Consider the following 14,323-nt stretch of genomic DNA (forward strand, 5'->3'; position numbering starts at 1 on the left):
CACTATGACTGCTAGTCGCCACTGGGATAGTCATTTTGACGCTGCCCGTTTGCTGCGCACCATCAAACGTCTGTTTGTTGGTGTGAGGATCAGGTCGATTAGATGAGGAGTCGGGTTGGGACATAAAGGGGTCTCAAATTTAGCATCTTAAATAGAAAAATAGTGGCATAGCTACTAACATCGTATAGCCAGTTAATTCATATGCAAGTTACAGCGCATAAGACAGCAACGTCTCAAGGTCTACATAGTGCAATAGACTCTCATGGCAGGCCTCTAACTTAAGCGGTGCTGCAGCGTCATGTTGGTGTGCTTCCACCCAGCGCGTGGCACAGACACACCAATAATCGCCCGGCTGTAACCCAGGAAAGTTGTACTCAGGTAAAGGGGTAATAAGGTCATTACCGCGACTGGCAGAAAAGTTCAAAAAGTCAGCAGTCATTTTGACACAGACGGTATGCTGGCCAAGGTCGCGAGGGCCAGTGTGACAAAAGCCGTTGCGATAATAGCCAGTAATAGGGGCAAAGCAGCAGCTGGCAAGCTCGCCACCTAACACGTTACGTTGATTAATCTCAGGATTGGGATGCAGCTCAGACATAGCAGCGTGCCTTATTAAGTAGAATAAAATGAGGGGGTAGGAGCAAAATAGGGTGCAAACTCGGCTTACAAAGGCCATAAAAATAGCCATTATTCAGTAACCCGGTTAATGGGCGAAATGGTAGCATATTCCGGCTAAAATAACCGCAGTTATGCAGCCTTTATGCTAGGAGGTTGGCTGGTTACTTGTTTGGTTACTTGACTGACATACAAAAGCTCTGCTAGTGGAAGTTACAAACTATAGACGTTTTTTTGCCGCTATCTTAACAATGCAACTTAAGTTCAGTGGGGTTCAATAAGGTTAAGTAGGTAGGGGTAGTACGTGCCATTTCTAAGCTTTATAAATCCCCATACTATCAGTCGATACGGCAAATACGAGCCGTCGACAGGGTAAATATGAGTTTAATAAAGCGTGCTTTATAGCAGGGTAGTCGTCATAGAATAATGGCTTAATAGTCTATAAAATTGCAGTGACTAATCCGCCTTAACCCTAGTCGAAGTCCGTAGGCTATGGTAGACTAAGGTCTGAGCAAACCTAGCTAACGCTCGAATAGCCGATGACCTATTAATGACATTTCATAGTAGGTTTATACCGACCGTTTGCTCAACTACCAACCTTCATACTTTATTACTCTTTTTACCAACGTTTTGGCGAGATATTTAGCCACGCCAAACAAGGAATGATTGTGTCTGCTTGTTCTGATTCTGCAAATTTAAGCTCGTCATCACAACCGAATTCTAATGGTTCTGCCACACCTACCCAGCTCACTGCTGGCTCAGACATTGCCAATATTTGGCTATTGCCCGATGGCGTGACTGACTTGTTATCTAATGAAGCCCAGAAGCAAGAGATGCTGCGCTACCAGTTGACCAAGCGCCTAGTCAGTTGTGGCTATGAGCTCATCTGCCCGCCGATGATAGAGTATACAGAGTCCTTACTGAACAATGCCTCCGAAGACTTAAAAAGACAAACCTTTAAAATTATTGACCAATTAACGGGTCGCTTAATGGGCGTGCGCGCGGATATTACTCCGCAGATCTTACGGATTGACGCCCATCTTAACCAGCATCAAGGTCGCCAGCACATTGCTCGCTACTGCTATGCCGGTCATGTCATTCATACCTTACCTACGGGCTTATTTGGCTCACGTACCCCGCTACAGTTGGGGGCCGAAATCTTCGGTTGTGCCGATATCAGCGCTGATATTGAATTGCTCGATGTGTTGTTCGGTCTGCTTGACCGTGCGGATCTCAAAGCCAGCCGTCACGTCGACATTGGTCAAGTCAGTATCTTTAAACGGTTGTGTGAAATAGCGCAAATCAGTAACAGCGACTCGCAGCAACTGATGTCTTTATATGCCAATAAAGCCTTGCCAGAGCTCAAGCGTATCAGCACTGAGATGCCTATGGGCGCAGATTTCTACGCCCTAGCTGCCAATGGTCATGACTTAGCCACTTTAAAAGCCGCTTTGTCACCTGCGGCTAGCGAAGACTGCCAGATTAACGAAGCGATGAGCCAAATTGCTACTATAAAGCAGCATTTAGAGCAAAATTGGCAGTGTCATGTCAGTATCGATATTACTGAGCTGTCAGGTTATCACTACCATACTGGTCTCGTATTCAACGTCTATCTAAGCAATGATATTCAAGCCGTCGCTCGTGGTGGCCGCTTTGATGGCATGGTAATGAATGCTGATGCCAACGCTGCCAAATCTGACGCTAGCGCTGCACAAGACAAACGCTGTGCCGCTGGTTTCAGTCTCGATTTGACCCGCCTGCAAAGCCATATCGACTTGCCTGAGCAAGATTTAATCGTGGTTGATTATGCCGCTTGCCAGCAGTTAGATAGCACCGGACAGAGCGCTTTAAATAGCAAAATCACAGAGTTACGCGAGCAAGGCTACCGAGTGATTAAGCCGTTAACAGCGACCGACTCACAAAGCAGTCAATCGCAGCGCTTACAGTTACAAGACGGTATTTGGCAGTTGTCCAATTAAGCTTTAATGCTATCCAGTTTTAGATCATTGCCAGCAACCTTTTATTTTATAGTCAGTCGTTTATAGACTCAATTTCACTAGCTACACGCTTACTATCAAGTGTTATAAGGAATCATTATGGGAAAGAACGTTGTCGTTTTAGGCAGTCAATGGGGTGATGAAGGTAAAGGCAAGATTGTCGACCTACTCACCGAAAAAGCTTCTGCAGTCGCTCGCTTTCAAGGCGGCCATAACGCAGGACATACCCTAGTCGTCGATGGTAAAACCACGGTCCTACATTTGATTCCATCAGGTATCTTACGTGATGGCGTGACCTGCTTTATCGGTAATGGCGTGGTCTTGTCACCAGAAGCTTTGCTTATCGAGATGAAGAATCTTGAAGACAACCAAGTGCCCGTACGCGAGCGTTTACGTATCTCACCAAACTGTCCTTTAATCATGCCTTATCACGTGGCCCTAGATCAGGCGCGTGAAGCCAAACGTGGCAGCGGCAAAATCGGGACTACCGGTCGCGGTATTGGTCCTGCTTACGAAGACAAAGTGGCGCGCCGTGCTATCAAGCTGGCTGACTTGTTCCGTGCTGACTTAGAAGAAAAGCTACGCAACCTTATCGAATACCACAACTTCCAGTTGACCCAGTACTATAAAGTGGAAGCCATCGATTTTGATAAAACTTTTGCGCTATGCCAAGAGTGGAAAGCTGCGCTTACCGGTTTAGTTTGTGATGTGACCGAAGAGTTAAATCAACTTCGCCGTGAAGGCAAAAACCTCATGTTTGAGGGCGCGCAAGGGACACTATTAGATATCGATCATGGTACTTATCCTTTTGTGACCAGCTCTAGCACTACCGCGGGCGGCGTCTCTACAGGTACGGGTATTGGTCCTTTATACCTAGACTATATCCTAGGCATCACTAAAGCTTATACCACTCGTGTGGGTAGCGGTCCGTTCCCTACAGAATTATTTGATGATGTTGGTGCTCATTTGGCCAAAGTGGGTCATGAATTTGGCGCTACTACTGGTCGTGCGCGTCGCTGTGGTTGGTTTGATGCTGAAGCGTTACGCCGTGCCGTCGTATTAAACTCACTGTCAGGTATTTGCTTGACCAAGCTCGATGTCTTAGATGGTCTTGAGGAAATCCGTATCGGTATCGGTTACGACTTACCAGAAACAGAATGTGCTGGTGCAAATGACGCTGAGTTCTATGAGTCTGTTACGCCAAAGTATGAGACCTTACCAGGTTGGAGCGAGTCTACGGTTGGTGTGACCAATTATGACGACCTACCAGACAATGCTAAAGCGTATATCAAGCGTATCGAAGCGTTGATAGATTGCCCAATCGATATCATCTCTACTGGCCCTGACCGTGATGAGACTATCGTATTGCGCGACCCGTATGATGCGTAATTAGGCAGTAAGCTACAGGTTATTAGCTCGATTACATGATTAGCTCGCTTAGACCTCATACCTTGTTATGGGGTCTTTTTGATTTAAGGGCATGTTAAAGCTATTTATAAGCCAGATCGACTGACCAGATTAATTACCCGGAAAGAAGGATTGCAAAAGATGACACAAGATTTAGCCAAAAAATACCTAGAAGACATCACTGTTGGTGATAAATGGGTCAGTGACCACTATACAATGACCACCGAAGAGATTATTGCCTTTGCTAAGCAATTTGACCCACAAGTCTTCCATTTAGATACAGAGGCCGCTAAAGAGACTTTCTTTGAGGGACTCGCCGCTAGTGGTTGGCATACTTCAGGCATTACCATGCGCTTAATGGTCGCGTCTATTCCTATAGCTTCTGGGCTAATTGGGGCAGGCGGGCAGATTAGTTGGCCGAGACCGACCCGTCCGGGCGATACGCTGCAGGTGGTCTCTGAAGTTATAGAGGTCAAGCCGTCACGCTCGAAACCGGACCGCGGTATCGTAACGGTACAGATTGATACGTTGAATCAGCATGGCGAAGCGGTGCAAAACTTCACTTGTAATATGGTCGCCTTCCGCCGTAATTAGCCGTTTTATCGCAGAGAGATATGACAAAATAGCCTAAGTATACGCTACAGTCATTTTAAGGCACGATTTACTAATGGTGGGAGGTGAGTGGGTATAGGGCTAGCCTTAACGCTGGCTTAAGATAAATTGACCAAATTTCCCCTATCATTTACGCTTTGAATCATTATAATAGGCGACACTCAAGAGCTAACCGTCTTTCCAACTATTCAAGCGGTTGCTCATTAAAATTTTAGTTTCATTCATTAGGAGTCTATCATGGCTATCGAACGTACTTTATCTATCATCAAACCTGACGCTGTTGGCAACAATAACATCGGCGAAATCTACAGCCGCTTCGAAAAAAACGGTCTAAAAATTGTTGGCGCTAAAATGCTGCAATTGGATGACGAAAAAGCCGGCGGTTTCTACGCTGAGCACAAAGAGCGTCCTTTCTATAATGACCTTAAATCTTTCATGACTTCAGGTCCAGTTATCGTTTCTGTATTAGAAGGCGAAAACGCTATCGCTAAGCATCGCGAAATCATGGGCGCTACTAACCCAGCCGAAGCTGCTGAAGGTACTATCCGTAAAGATTTCGCTTCTAGCATCGACGAAAACGCTGTACACGGTTCTGATTCTGCTGAGTCTGCTGCCCGTGAGATCGCTTATTTCTTCAATGACGGCGAAGTAGTAGCCCGTACTCGTTAATCGAGCGGCCATACTATTTTTCTAAATAGATTGGGCTTGAATTAGCTATAGTTTGAACTCATCTAAAAACGGCTAGGCGCTTGCTTAGCCGTTTTCTATTGCAGAGCGTTTTTTTAGTACAACTGGTCTGCTTATGCCGAATTCCGAATCTCAAAAGAAATGCCTATCACGTCTATAGAGTAGTTTAAGAATAGGAGCTTAGAGCGCCAAGCTTTAGGGTCTATAATCAGGGCTAAGTTGCCCTTTTGAATCGATTATGACGAAGCGACCGTTATTACGTTATAATAGGCGCGAGCGTTGGTAAGGTTTTAGACCTAGTAAGCCAAAGCTATAGCCCTATTTTCTCCTGCTATGCACACTCTGTATATTCACAACGCATTGATGGTTTATACGCGCACCTTTATATTCACCGGCTTTTGCGAAGCTAATTTTTCGCGACCTCGAGCCACAGCTAAATTGATATCCTGCCATGACTAAAATACCCCTCGTACATACGCCAGAGCCACAAGATATACCTGAGTCACGCACCAACCTATTGGGCATGAGCCAGAGCGAGCTTGGTGACTACTTTAAGACTTTAGGCGAAAAGCCTTTTCGCGCGACCCAAGTGATGAAGTGGATTTATCAGCATGGGGTCACCGACTTTACCCAAATGACCAATCTGTCCAAGGGTCTGCGGGATAAGTTGGCAGAGCATGCCTGCGTGATCGCCCCAGAAGTCGTGCATAGAGAATATAGCGATGATGGCACGCGTAAGTGGGTGTTTAAAGTCGCCGGTGGCTCGCTGGTTGAGACGGTATTGATTCCCGCTGAAGACAGTAAAGTGAATGGCCGTAAAACTTTATGTATCTCTTCACAGGTCGGCTGTGCGTTGGACTGCAGCTTCTGTAGTACGGGCAAGCAGGGCTTTGAGCGCGACTTAACCGCTGCCGAAATTATCGGTCAGCTGTGGGTGGCGAATGCTTCTTATATGGAAGGGGTCGACAGTAGCGAGTGGCATAATAATGTCACGAACGTGGTCATGATGGGGATGGGCGAGCCGCTATTAAATTATAAGCCGGTAGTTGCCTCTATGAGTATCATGGTGTCGGATCATGCTTATGGTCTCTCTAAACGCCGAGTCACGCTCTCCACTTCAGGCGTTGTCCCTAAGATGTATGACTTGTACAAAGATATCGATGTTGCCCTAGCTATTTCGTTGCATGCGCCTAACGATGAGCTGCGTAATGAATTAGTACCGATTAATAAAAAATACCCGCTAGAGCAATTGATGGCGGCCGCTCGTGCCTATGTGTTCGATAACAATCCTCGTCATAAAAAACACGTGACTATCGAGTATGTCATGTTGGCGGGGGTCAATGACAGCGATGAGCACGCCGAGCAATTGGTAGCGCTACTGGGCGATTTGCCTAGCAAAATCAATCTGATACCGTTTAACCCGTTCCCGCATGCGCCGTATGGTCGCTCTAGCAATAATCGTATTCATACCTTTAGCAACATTTTAAATAATGCCGGTTTTGTGAGTACTATTCGTCAGACCCGTGGCGATGATATCGATGCGGCTTGTGGTCAGCTAGTAGGGCAGGTTGCAGACCGTACGCGCCGTTCAGCGAAATGGCAGCAAAGTGTGAAAGACCGGTTAGAGACTGCAAGCTTAAGCCTCTAACTGAATCACCAGTTCAACCCTTGAGCTTAACCAGTAGTGCGAATGACTTGAATCCTATCACGGGATTGCTTTACTATGGCAATGACTGGGCGATGTCTGGGCAATGCCTGAAATTGCAGGGTAATATGAAAAATTAGTGGCACTTCACCACGTATTCATATAATAATGTGCGGGGCGTCAAGCTATACCTTTAGGAATAGGCGCCATTCTTCTTGATTAAGACGACCGAGTATCAATATGCGAATTCAGTTGCAGTACGTTCCCATAAATATACCGGCCGCCGTAATACTAAGCATGACCATGCTACTGAATGGTTGTCAAACGGCTCCGGACAGCGGCATAAAAACTGCGCAATATCAGACTACTACCCAACCTAGTAATAATTACAATCGCGATAAAGGCGAAATTGCGAAAATACGCACGACTTTAGCTGCGGAATATATCCGTAAAAATGAGCTCGATGCGGCCAAGCGTGAGATTGATAAAGCCTTGGCAGCCGATAGCCGTTATGCGCCCGCTTATGATATGATGGGCACCCTTTTGCAGCAGGAAGGCAGCAGCATTAACCTGCAAAAAGCGGATGCAGCTTATAAACAGGCGATTGCTCTCGATGCTAGCTTTATGCAGGCCCGTAATAATTATGGCGTCTACCTCTTTCAAATGAAGCGCTATGCTGAGGCAGTGCAGCAGTTTGAAGTTGCGGGTGCTGAGCTGGGCTATGAGTCCCGTATTGGCGCCTTAGAGAATTTGGGCCGTGCCCAACTTATGCTCGGCAATAAGCCTGCCGCCACGCAAGCCTTTATTCGCGCTATTGAAGGCAACCGTAACAGTATCATTGCGCATATTGAACTGGTAGATTTGCTGATTGAGCAAAATCGCATTGCCCAGGCGCAAAGTCTCTATGAAGAGACCGGAGAGCTGTTACGCCATGAGCCAATGAGCCCAAGATTATTACTGCAAGGTATTAAATTGGCCGCCGCGCATGGCAATATTAATGACAGACAAGCTCTAGCCCAACAACTTTTATCAAGCTATCCCCTTAGTAACGAAGCAAAACAACTCAAGACTTGGCTGAACAATCCAGAGGCATCATGGAAATAACCAACCCAACCCCCAATGCACAATCGAAAAATTCGCAAATCACTCCGCCAACTTCATTTGGTGCGATGCTTTTGCAAGCTCGTGAAGCCAAAAACTTAACCCTTGAAGATGCAGCCGCTGAGTTGTTTATCTTAAAGCGTCACTTACAAGCCCTTGAGCAAGAGAATTTTCAAGCGCTGCCACAAGTGACCTTTGCCCGTGGTTTTGCTATTAACTACGCCAAGTATCTAGGTCTAGACCCGCATCGGGTGGCTGACAGCTTTGACACGGCTTACCCTAGCGAGTTAAGAACTAAAGCGGTAGGCGATATTGAATCTCCTTTGCGTCCTATGGGGACCTTGCAACGGGAAGGCCGCGCCAAAATTCGCTTTAATCCTTTATTATTATTAGCCATTATTGGCGTTATCGTTTTAGCAGTCTTCTTATTGCGGATGGTGACGAATGCTAAAGACGAGACCACAGAGCCGACGCCAACGATCGACACCATCAGTCCTGCGGAGCAAGCTGAAGGCGCTTCTGTACCAGGAGCCGCTGTTGCTTCAGGCGTGGCGATAGGCGCCCAGAATGCTGATGTTAGCGCTTCGGGCAATGCCCTAAATCTTGATGATAACGCGACTAACACCGCTACTGCTGGTGATGCTAATCTAGAGTTTTGGGTGAAAGGCAACACGGATATTACCGTCACAGACGCGGCGGGTAATTCGTTAATGTCGGGTACACAAAGCCGTGGTGGTTATAAATTATCGGGTAAAGCCCCTTTCCAAATTCAGATTAATGACGTCGATAAAGTCGATTTAAATTTGAATCAAGAAGCGGTCAGCTTAAGCAAATTTGCCACAAATAATAAAGCCAGCTTCACACTAGCGCCATAATAGTTCGCTACAATAGGCAAGGTTTTATACTGACCATAGGCTCCTTTTTTATTTGGCTACTTAGGTAGCCATTTATTCGTAGGGTGCCTTATTCAGTACAGGCGGATTCATATTTAGCCAGATTAAGCTTGGCCTTTATATAATCTAGTAGCCTTTAGGTACTATGACTTAGTATTGAGCTGCTTGAAATCGCTCAAAACCTGACGATTAATCTCAACCATGAATAATTTGTGTTTTAAAAGTTAGGCTATTTATTTACTGTTATCGACCCTATAAAATGAGTCAACTATAAGCTCTTAAGGACTGTATTATGTCAACGCCTTCTCCTATCAAACGACGCCTTACCAAAAAGATTTATGTCGGAGAAGTCGCGGTCGGTGGCGATGCTCCGATTAGTGTCCAGAGTATGACCAACACCGATACTTGCGATGTTGCCGCCACGGTCGCCCAGATAGAGCGCTGTGTGGATGCCGGTGCCGATTTTATGCGGGTATCGACGCCTACTATGGAAACGGTGCAGGCTTTCGGTGAGATTCGCCGCCGCGTCAGTGTACCGCTAGTAGCAGACGTCCATTTTGACCATAAGATTGCTTTGGCGGTTGCGGAAGCCGGTGCTGATTGTCTGCGGATTAACCCAGGTAATATCGGTAGCGATAAAAAAGTCCGTGAAGTCGTCGCTTGTGCCAAACACCACAATATTCCTATTCGTATTGGGGTGAACGCAGGTTCTTTAGAAAAAGAGATTCAGCGTAAATATGGCGAACCGACCGGTGAGGCCATGCTCGAGTCAGCTATGCGCCATATTGATATCCTTGAGCGCCTAAACTTTGATCAATATAAAATCTCAGTGAAAGCCAGTAATGTCTTTTTAACGCTAGACGCTTATCGTTTAATCTCAGCACAGATTGATAATCCCTTACATTTAGGGGTGACAGAAGCGGGGGTCTATCGTACTGGGACCGTAAAATCAGCCATTGCTTTGGGCGGCTTATTACTCGACGGTATTGGCGATACGCTGCGTATTTCGCTAGCTGCAGAGCCCGAAGAAGAGATTAAAATTGGCTTTGATATTTTAAAGTCATTAAATATTCGCGCCAATGGGGTCAACTTTATTGCGTGCCCAAGTTGCTCACGCCAAGAGTTTGACGTCATTCGAGTAATGAATGATTTAGAAGCGCGTTTAGAAGACATCCGTGAGCCGATGAATTTATCTGTGATTGGCTGTAAGGTGAATGGACCTGGCGAAGCGAAAGAAGCTGATATTGGTATTGTGGGCGCCGCGCCAAGATCGCTAGTCTATCGTATGGGCGAAAAGAGCCATTTGATTGATACCAATAATCTGGCCGACGAAATTGAAAAAATGGTCCGAGAGCACGCAGACACCCTCGCAAAACAACGCGAAAATGAGATTATTCGTGTTAAATAGGGTCTCCTAAACTGCGCTCTAAAACAGTTGGCTAAAAAATAGAAATTAAATTAATAAACATTATAAATTTGGAAGTAGTAGAGCACTTATGATCAAAGCAATTAAAGGCTTTAACGATATATTACCGCAGCAAAGTGGTCAGTGGCTGCACCTCGAAGCCGTGTTAGCGGACGTATTAGCACGCTACGGCTATCAGCAAATTCGTTTGCCTATCGTTGAGCAAACTGATTTATTTGCTCGCGCGATTGGCGGAGCGACGGATATCGTCGAAAAAGAAATGTATAGCTTTGCTGATAAGTCAGACCCGCCGACACCGCTTACCTTGCGCCCAGAAGGCACCGCTGGCGCCGTACGCGCTGTGATTGAGCACAATATGCTCCGTGGTGACAACCCTAAGCTTTGGTATACCGGGCCTATGTTCCGCTATGAGCGTCCGCAAAAAGGCCGCTATCGTCAGTTTCACCAAATAGGGGTAGAGAGCTTTGGTAGCGAGTTGCCAGACGCGGATGCTGAGCTGATTGCTATGACCTATCTGATGTGGCAACAGTTGGGTATTGACCACGAGTTGACCTTGCAGATTAATAGCTTGGGTGAGCTTGAGGAGCGCCGCGCCTATCGTGAAGCATTGGTGACCTATCTCACTGATAAAAAAGACCAACTGGACGAAGACAGCCAGCGTCGCCTGACCACCAATCCTTTGCGTATTCTTGACAGTAAAGACGCCCAGACGCAAGCTATTTTAGACAATGCGCCCGCCCTTAGTGATTTCCTCGGTGAGGACAGCCAAGCCCATTTTGATACCTTACAAACTTATTTAAATGCGTTGAATATTAAATTCGAAATCAACCCACGTCTAGTGCGCGGTTTAGATTATTATAATAAGACCGTGTTTGAATGGGTGACGGATAAATTGGGCAGCCAAGCTACCGTTTGTGCGGGTGGCCGTTATGATGGTCTGATAGGCCAGCTAAAATCCATGGGCCAAGACAATGGCAAGGAAGTTAAGTCTGAGCCTGCCGTTGGCTTTGCGATGGGGCTTGAGCGTTTATTACTGTTAATAGAAGCGGTCAATCCGATGGCGGAGATGACAGCTTGTGATGTGTTTATCGCCGCCCATCCTGAAGTTTATGGTCAAGGTATTGTCTTTGCTGAGACCCTACGTCGCGCGCGTCCCGATTTGCGGATTAAAATGGCCAGTGCTACTAGCTTAAAGTCGCAGATGAAAAGAGCGGATAAGTCGGGTGCCGTGGCTACCGTAATTTTAGCTCAGCAAGAGGTAGAGGCTGGGCAAATTAGTGTGAAAAATATGCAAACGGGTGAGCAGGGTTCGTATGACCAAGACTGGTTTACGACGGCTGATAACACCTTATTGCCTATGCCCCAATAATGGGCTAAATGCAAGCCTTTAGCCGGTGTTAGGTACTAAAGTCGTTATTCACTATATTTTGTGAGCCTGACAATAGTTATACTAACCCGCTATTTAAACTTATGTAGGATGCTAGGCTACGGCGGCATCTTGATTATTTCTGTTAATTAGGTAAGAACCATGGCGCAACCACAGCCCACTAATAATGTTCCTGACAATCAAATGGAATCTTTAAAAACCTATGGCGGTTATATTGTCACAGCGATTTTGTTGGCGCTTGCCGGCTATTTTGGCTGGACTTATTGGCAGAATAATCATGCGAAAGTGGATACGGTAGCGGCCGACCAGTATGCGGATATTCAGCAACTGAATGGCGAAGTGTCGTTAGCCGCGCAAAATCCTGACCTAGAAGCTGATGCGCAGAAAGTATTAGCGGATAAACAAGCGCTGCTCGATAAAGACATTAAAGCGCTAGTCGCCACTCATGGGGATACGGTTTACGCTTGGCAGGCGCTGCTTATACAAGCACGACAGCAAGCGGATGCGAATGATTTTAAAGGCGCTAGTGCTACCCTAAAGCAAGCTTTAGATATCAACTTAGAAGACGCTGGCCTAAAAGGCTTAACCGTCTTACGTTATGCGCAAGTGCAGCTTGCAGATGGGGATGCGAAAGGGGCTTTAGCCACGCTAAGTCAAGAGTTGCCAGGCAGTTTTGAAGCCAGCAAGCAAGAGTTGTTAGGCGATATCCATATGGCACAAGGCGATAAAGCAGCCGCTACGCAAGCTTATAATAATGCTTGGGAGCAACTGCGAGAGCGTCAAGAAAACCGCGCCGTATTGGCTTTAAAGATGGAAAGCCTAGGCATTACTCCTGACCCTATTGAAGGCCCAGCGAGCTTAGTGAACGCCCCAGCCGCTAGTGGTAACGAAGCTATAGCCGCTCCCATCACGGCTGATGAGGCCGCTGTAGCCAGTATTGAAAATGAAGCTGCGAGCGCCCCTGCTAATTAAGCAGTAGCGTAGCTTTACCGTTTATAACTATGACAGTATAGCGGTGAGCCTACTTTAGAGGGCTCAATAACGTAGGAGTAGGCGCATTACGCCGCTCTTATGGGTAGCCGCTGCTACCATTACTCTGTCTATTATTCTTTTTTTTACCTGTGGTGAGATCGTACAATGACTTTATTCCCTGCTAAACTCCGCCAGTCTACGCTGAAAACAACCTTACTGTACTCAGCGTTAATCGGTGTGCTGGCGACTCAGGTCGTTGGTTGTAACCGCGGCATCAAACCTGAAGTGAACGAGCCGGTCAAATTGGTTAAGTTGGCTCAACCACTAGCGGTGCTACAGCCTGTGCTAAATTTTGATGCGGGCAGTAAAGGCGCTAGCAAAAAAGATCCTTTAGATTTACAGCTAGGATATGGGGAAGCGGGTCTGATTGCGGCCTCACGTGGTGGCGTTTTGTCTGCTCACGATACAGCGGGCAAACGTCTTTGGTCAATAGACATCAAAGAGCCTATCACTGGCGGCGTAGCTTATGATGCTGCCAGCCAAACGGCTATCGTTAGCACCCGTTCAGGTCGTATTGTGGCGGTTGATGCCCAGACTGGTGCTCAGCGTTGGGTACAGCAGCTATCGGGTAGCGTATTAACCCCAGCATTGATTCACAATAACCGTGTCGTTTTATCTGCCAATGATGGTTTCTTACATGGGCTATCGCTACAAACAGGCCAATCTATTTGGCAGTTCGCTACCCAAGTACCTGCAATTAGCGTACGCGGTAGTGCCAAACCCACCTTATTAGACAATAATACAGCGTTATTAGCGACCGCAGATGGTCGTGTTCATGCCGTTAGTATTGAGTCAGGTGTGCCTTTATGGTCACGCCGTATTGGCCTAGGCATGGGCAGTAGTGAAGTTGAACGTATGAGCGATATGGACGCAATGCCTGTCGTTGATAACGGCCAATTGTATGCTATTAGCTATAGCGGTCAGATGCTTGGCGTTGATTTGGCAAGTGGACAAGTCATGTTCGTTAATGAAGCCGCTAGTACTCGTGCGCTAGCCCTAGCCAAAGGTATGGTTTTTGCCACGACATTAGACGGCGATGTACGAGCTTATAATCGTACTACTGGCCAACCTATTTGGGAAAGTAAAGCGTTGGCTTACCGTCAATTGACTAACCCTGTGGTCATTGGCAATTATCTTGCGGTAGGGGATTTCGAAGGGGTGGTTCATATCTTTGATGCGACTACCGGTGATATCGTTAGCCGTGTACAAACTAAAGGCGCATTGCGCAGCTTACAAGTGCAAGGTAACCTGCTGATGGCTCAAAGCAGCAGTGGCCAAGTCGCTGTTTGGCAGGTGGCTCGCTAGGTCATTCAGCAGCTACTGACACACGCTGTCATAGCGAGATTGTAGCAAAATGCCTTTTTAGTTAGGGTCAGCGCAGTGCTTTGAGCACTGCGTTTTTGCCTATAATCTTTTATAAATACGGCTAATATTTTATCAATAAAGTGCTCGTTCCTTATAAAAAATACCTATCTCACTATTATAAAGCCCGTTATTTTATAGGCTATTTAGCCTTAGCTAACT

At 46.5% G+C, this 14,323-nt stretch carries 12 protein-coding genes; 11 read left to right on the forward strand and 1 reads right to left on the reverse strand.

The genetic code is table 11. The annotated features are described in order from the left end of the window. Window positions 1–208: 208 nt before the first annotated feature. Window positions 209–595, reverse strand: a complete 387-nt coding sequence (locus ACZ2XM_RS03040; RefSeq protein ID WP_490588308.1) for a DUF2237 family protein — start codon at window positions 593–595, stop codon at window positions 209–211. A 679-nt stretch (window positions 596–1,274) separates the two neighbouring features. Here ACZ2XM_RS03040 and ACZ2XM_RS03045 point away from each other — a divergent pair. The 11 genes from ACZ2XM_RS03045 to bamB all read left to right on the forward strand — a co-directional run bounded on the left by ACZ2XM_RS03045 (window position 1,275) and on the right by bamB (window position 14,104). Beyond that, window positions 1,275–2,591: an ATP phosphoribosyltransferase regulatory subunit gene (locus ACZ2XM_RS03045; RefSeq protein ID WP_490588307.1), complete on the forward strand. Its 1,317-nt coding sequence runs from the start codon at window positions 1,275–1,277 to the stop codon at window positions 2,589–2,591. A gap of 117 nt (window positions 2,592–2,708) precedes the next feature. Beyond that, on the forward strand, window positions 2,709–3,998 hold the full coding sequence (locus ACZ2XM_RS03050; protein ID WP_490588306.1) for an adenylosuccinate synthase: 1,290 nt from the start codon (window positions 2,709–2,711) through the stop codon (window positions 3,996–3,998). A gap of 159 nt (window positions 3,999–4,157) precedes the next feature. Next, the gene (locus tag ACZ2XM_RS03055; protein ID WP_490588305.1) at window positions 4,158–4,610 is read left to right on the forward strand and encodes a MaoC family dehydratase; all 453 of its coding nucleotides are present in this window, start codon (window positions 4,158–4,160) and stop codon (window positions 4,608–4,610) included. Window positions 4,611–4,865: 255 nt separating this feature from the next. Next, on the forward strand, window positions 4,866–5,297 hold the full coding sequence (gene ndk / locus ACZ2XM_RS03060; protein WP_490588304.1) for a nucleoside-diphosphate kinase: 432 nt from the start codon (window positions 4,866–4,868) through the stop codon (window positions 5,295–5,297). Between the two features lie 469 nt (window positions 5,298–5,766). Beyond that, a complete protein-coding gene (rlmN, locus tag ACZ2XM_RS03065) occupies window positions 5,767–6,963 on the forward strand; it encodes a dual-specificity RNA methyltransferase RlmN (RefSeq protein ID WP_490588303.1) in 1,197 nt (398 codons plus the stop codon). Window positions 6,964–7,200: 237 nt separating this feature from the next. Further along, window positions 7,201–8,064: a type IV pilus biogenesis/stability protein PilW gene (gene pilW / locus ACZ2XM_RS03070; RefSeq protein WP_490588302.1), complete on the forward strand. Its 864-nt coding sequence runs from the start codon at window positions 7,201–7,203 to the stop codon at window positions 8,062–8,064. Beyond that, window positions 8,055–8,936, forward strand: a complete 882-nt coding sequence (locus tag ACZ2XM_RS03075) for a RodZ domain-containing protein (protein ID WP_490588301.1) — start codon at window positions 8,055–8,057, stop codon at window positions 8,934–8,936. The genes pilW and ACZ2XM_RS03075 overlap by 10 nt, the downstream gene beginning before the upstream one ends. A gap of 310 nt (window positions 8,937–9,246) precedes the next feature. After that, on the forward strand, window positions 9,247–10,362 hold the full coding sequence (ispG, locus tag ACZ2XM_RS03080; protein WP_490588300.1) for a flavodoxin-dependent (E)-4-hydroxy-3-methylbut-2-enyl-diphosphate synthase: 1,116 nt from the start codon (window positions 9,247–9,249) through the stop codon (window positions 10,360–10,362). A gap of 88 nt (window positions 10,363–10,450) precedes the next feature. Then, window positions 10,451–11,749, forward strand: coding sequence for a histidine--tRNA ligase (gene hisS, locus ACZ2XM_RS03085; RefSeq protein WP_490588299.1), 1,299 nt, complete (start codon window positions 10,451–10,453; stop codon window positions 11,747–11,749). 159 nt (window positions 11,750–11,908) lie between these two features. Next, the gene (locus ACZ2XM_RS03090) at window positions 11,909–12,739 is read left to right on the forward strand and encodes a YfgM family protein (RefSeq protein WP_490588298.1); all 831 of its coding nucleotides are present in this window, start codon (window positions 11,909–11,911) and stop codon (window positions 12,737–12,739) included. A gap of 165 nt (window positions 12,740–12,904) precedes the next feature. Further along, on the forward strand, window positions 12,905–14,104 hold the full coding sequence (gene bamB, locus ACZ2XM_RS03095; protein WP_490588297.1) for an outer membrane protein assembly factor BamB: 1,200 nt from the start codon (window positions 12,905–12,907) through the stop codon (window positions 14,102–14,104). Window positions 14,105–14,323: the final 219 nt, after the last annotated feature.

It is taken from the genome of Psychrobacter sp. CoH-33_TS_01 (genome assembly GCF_058189395.1).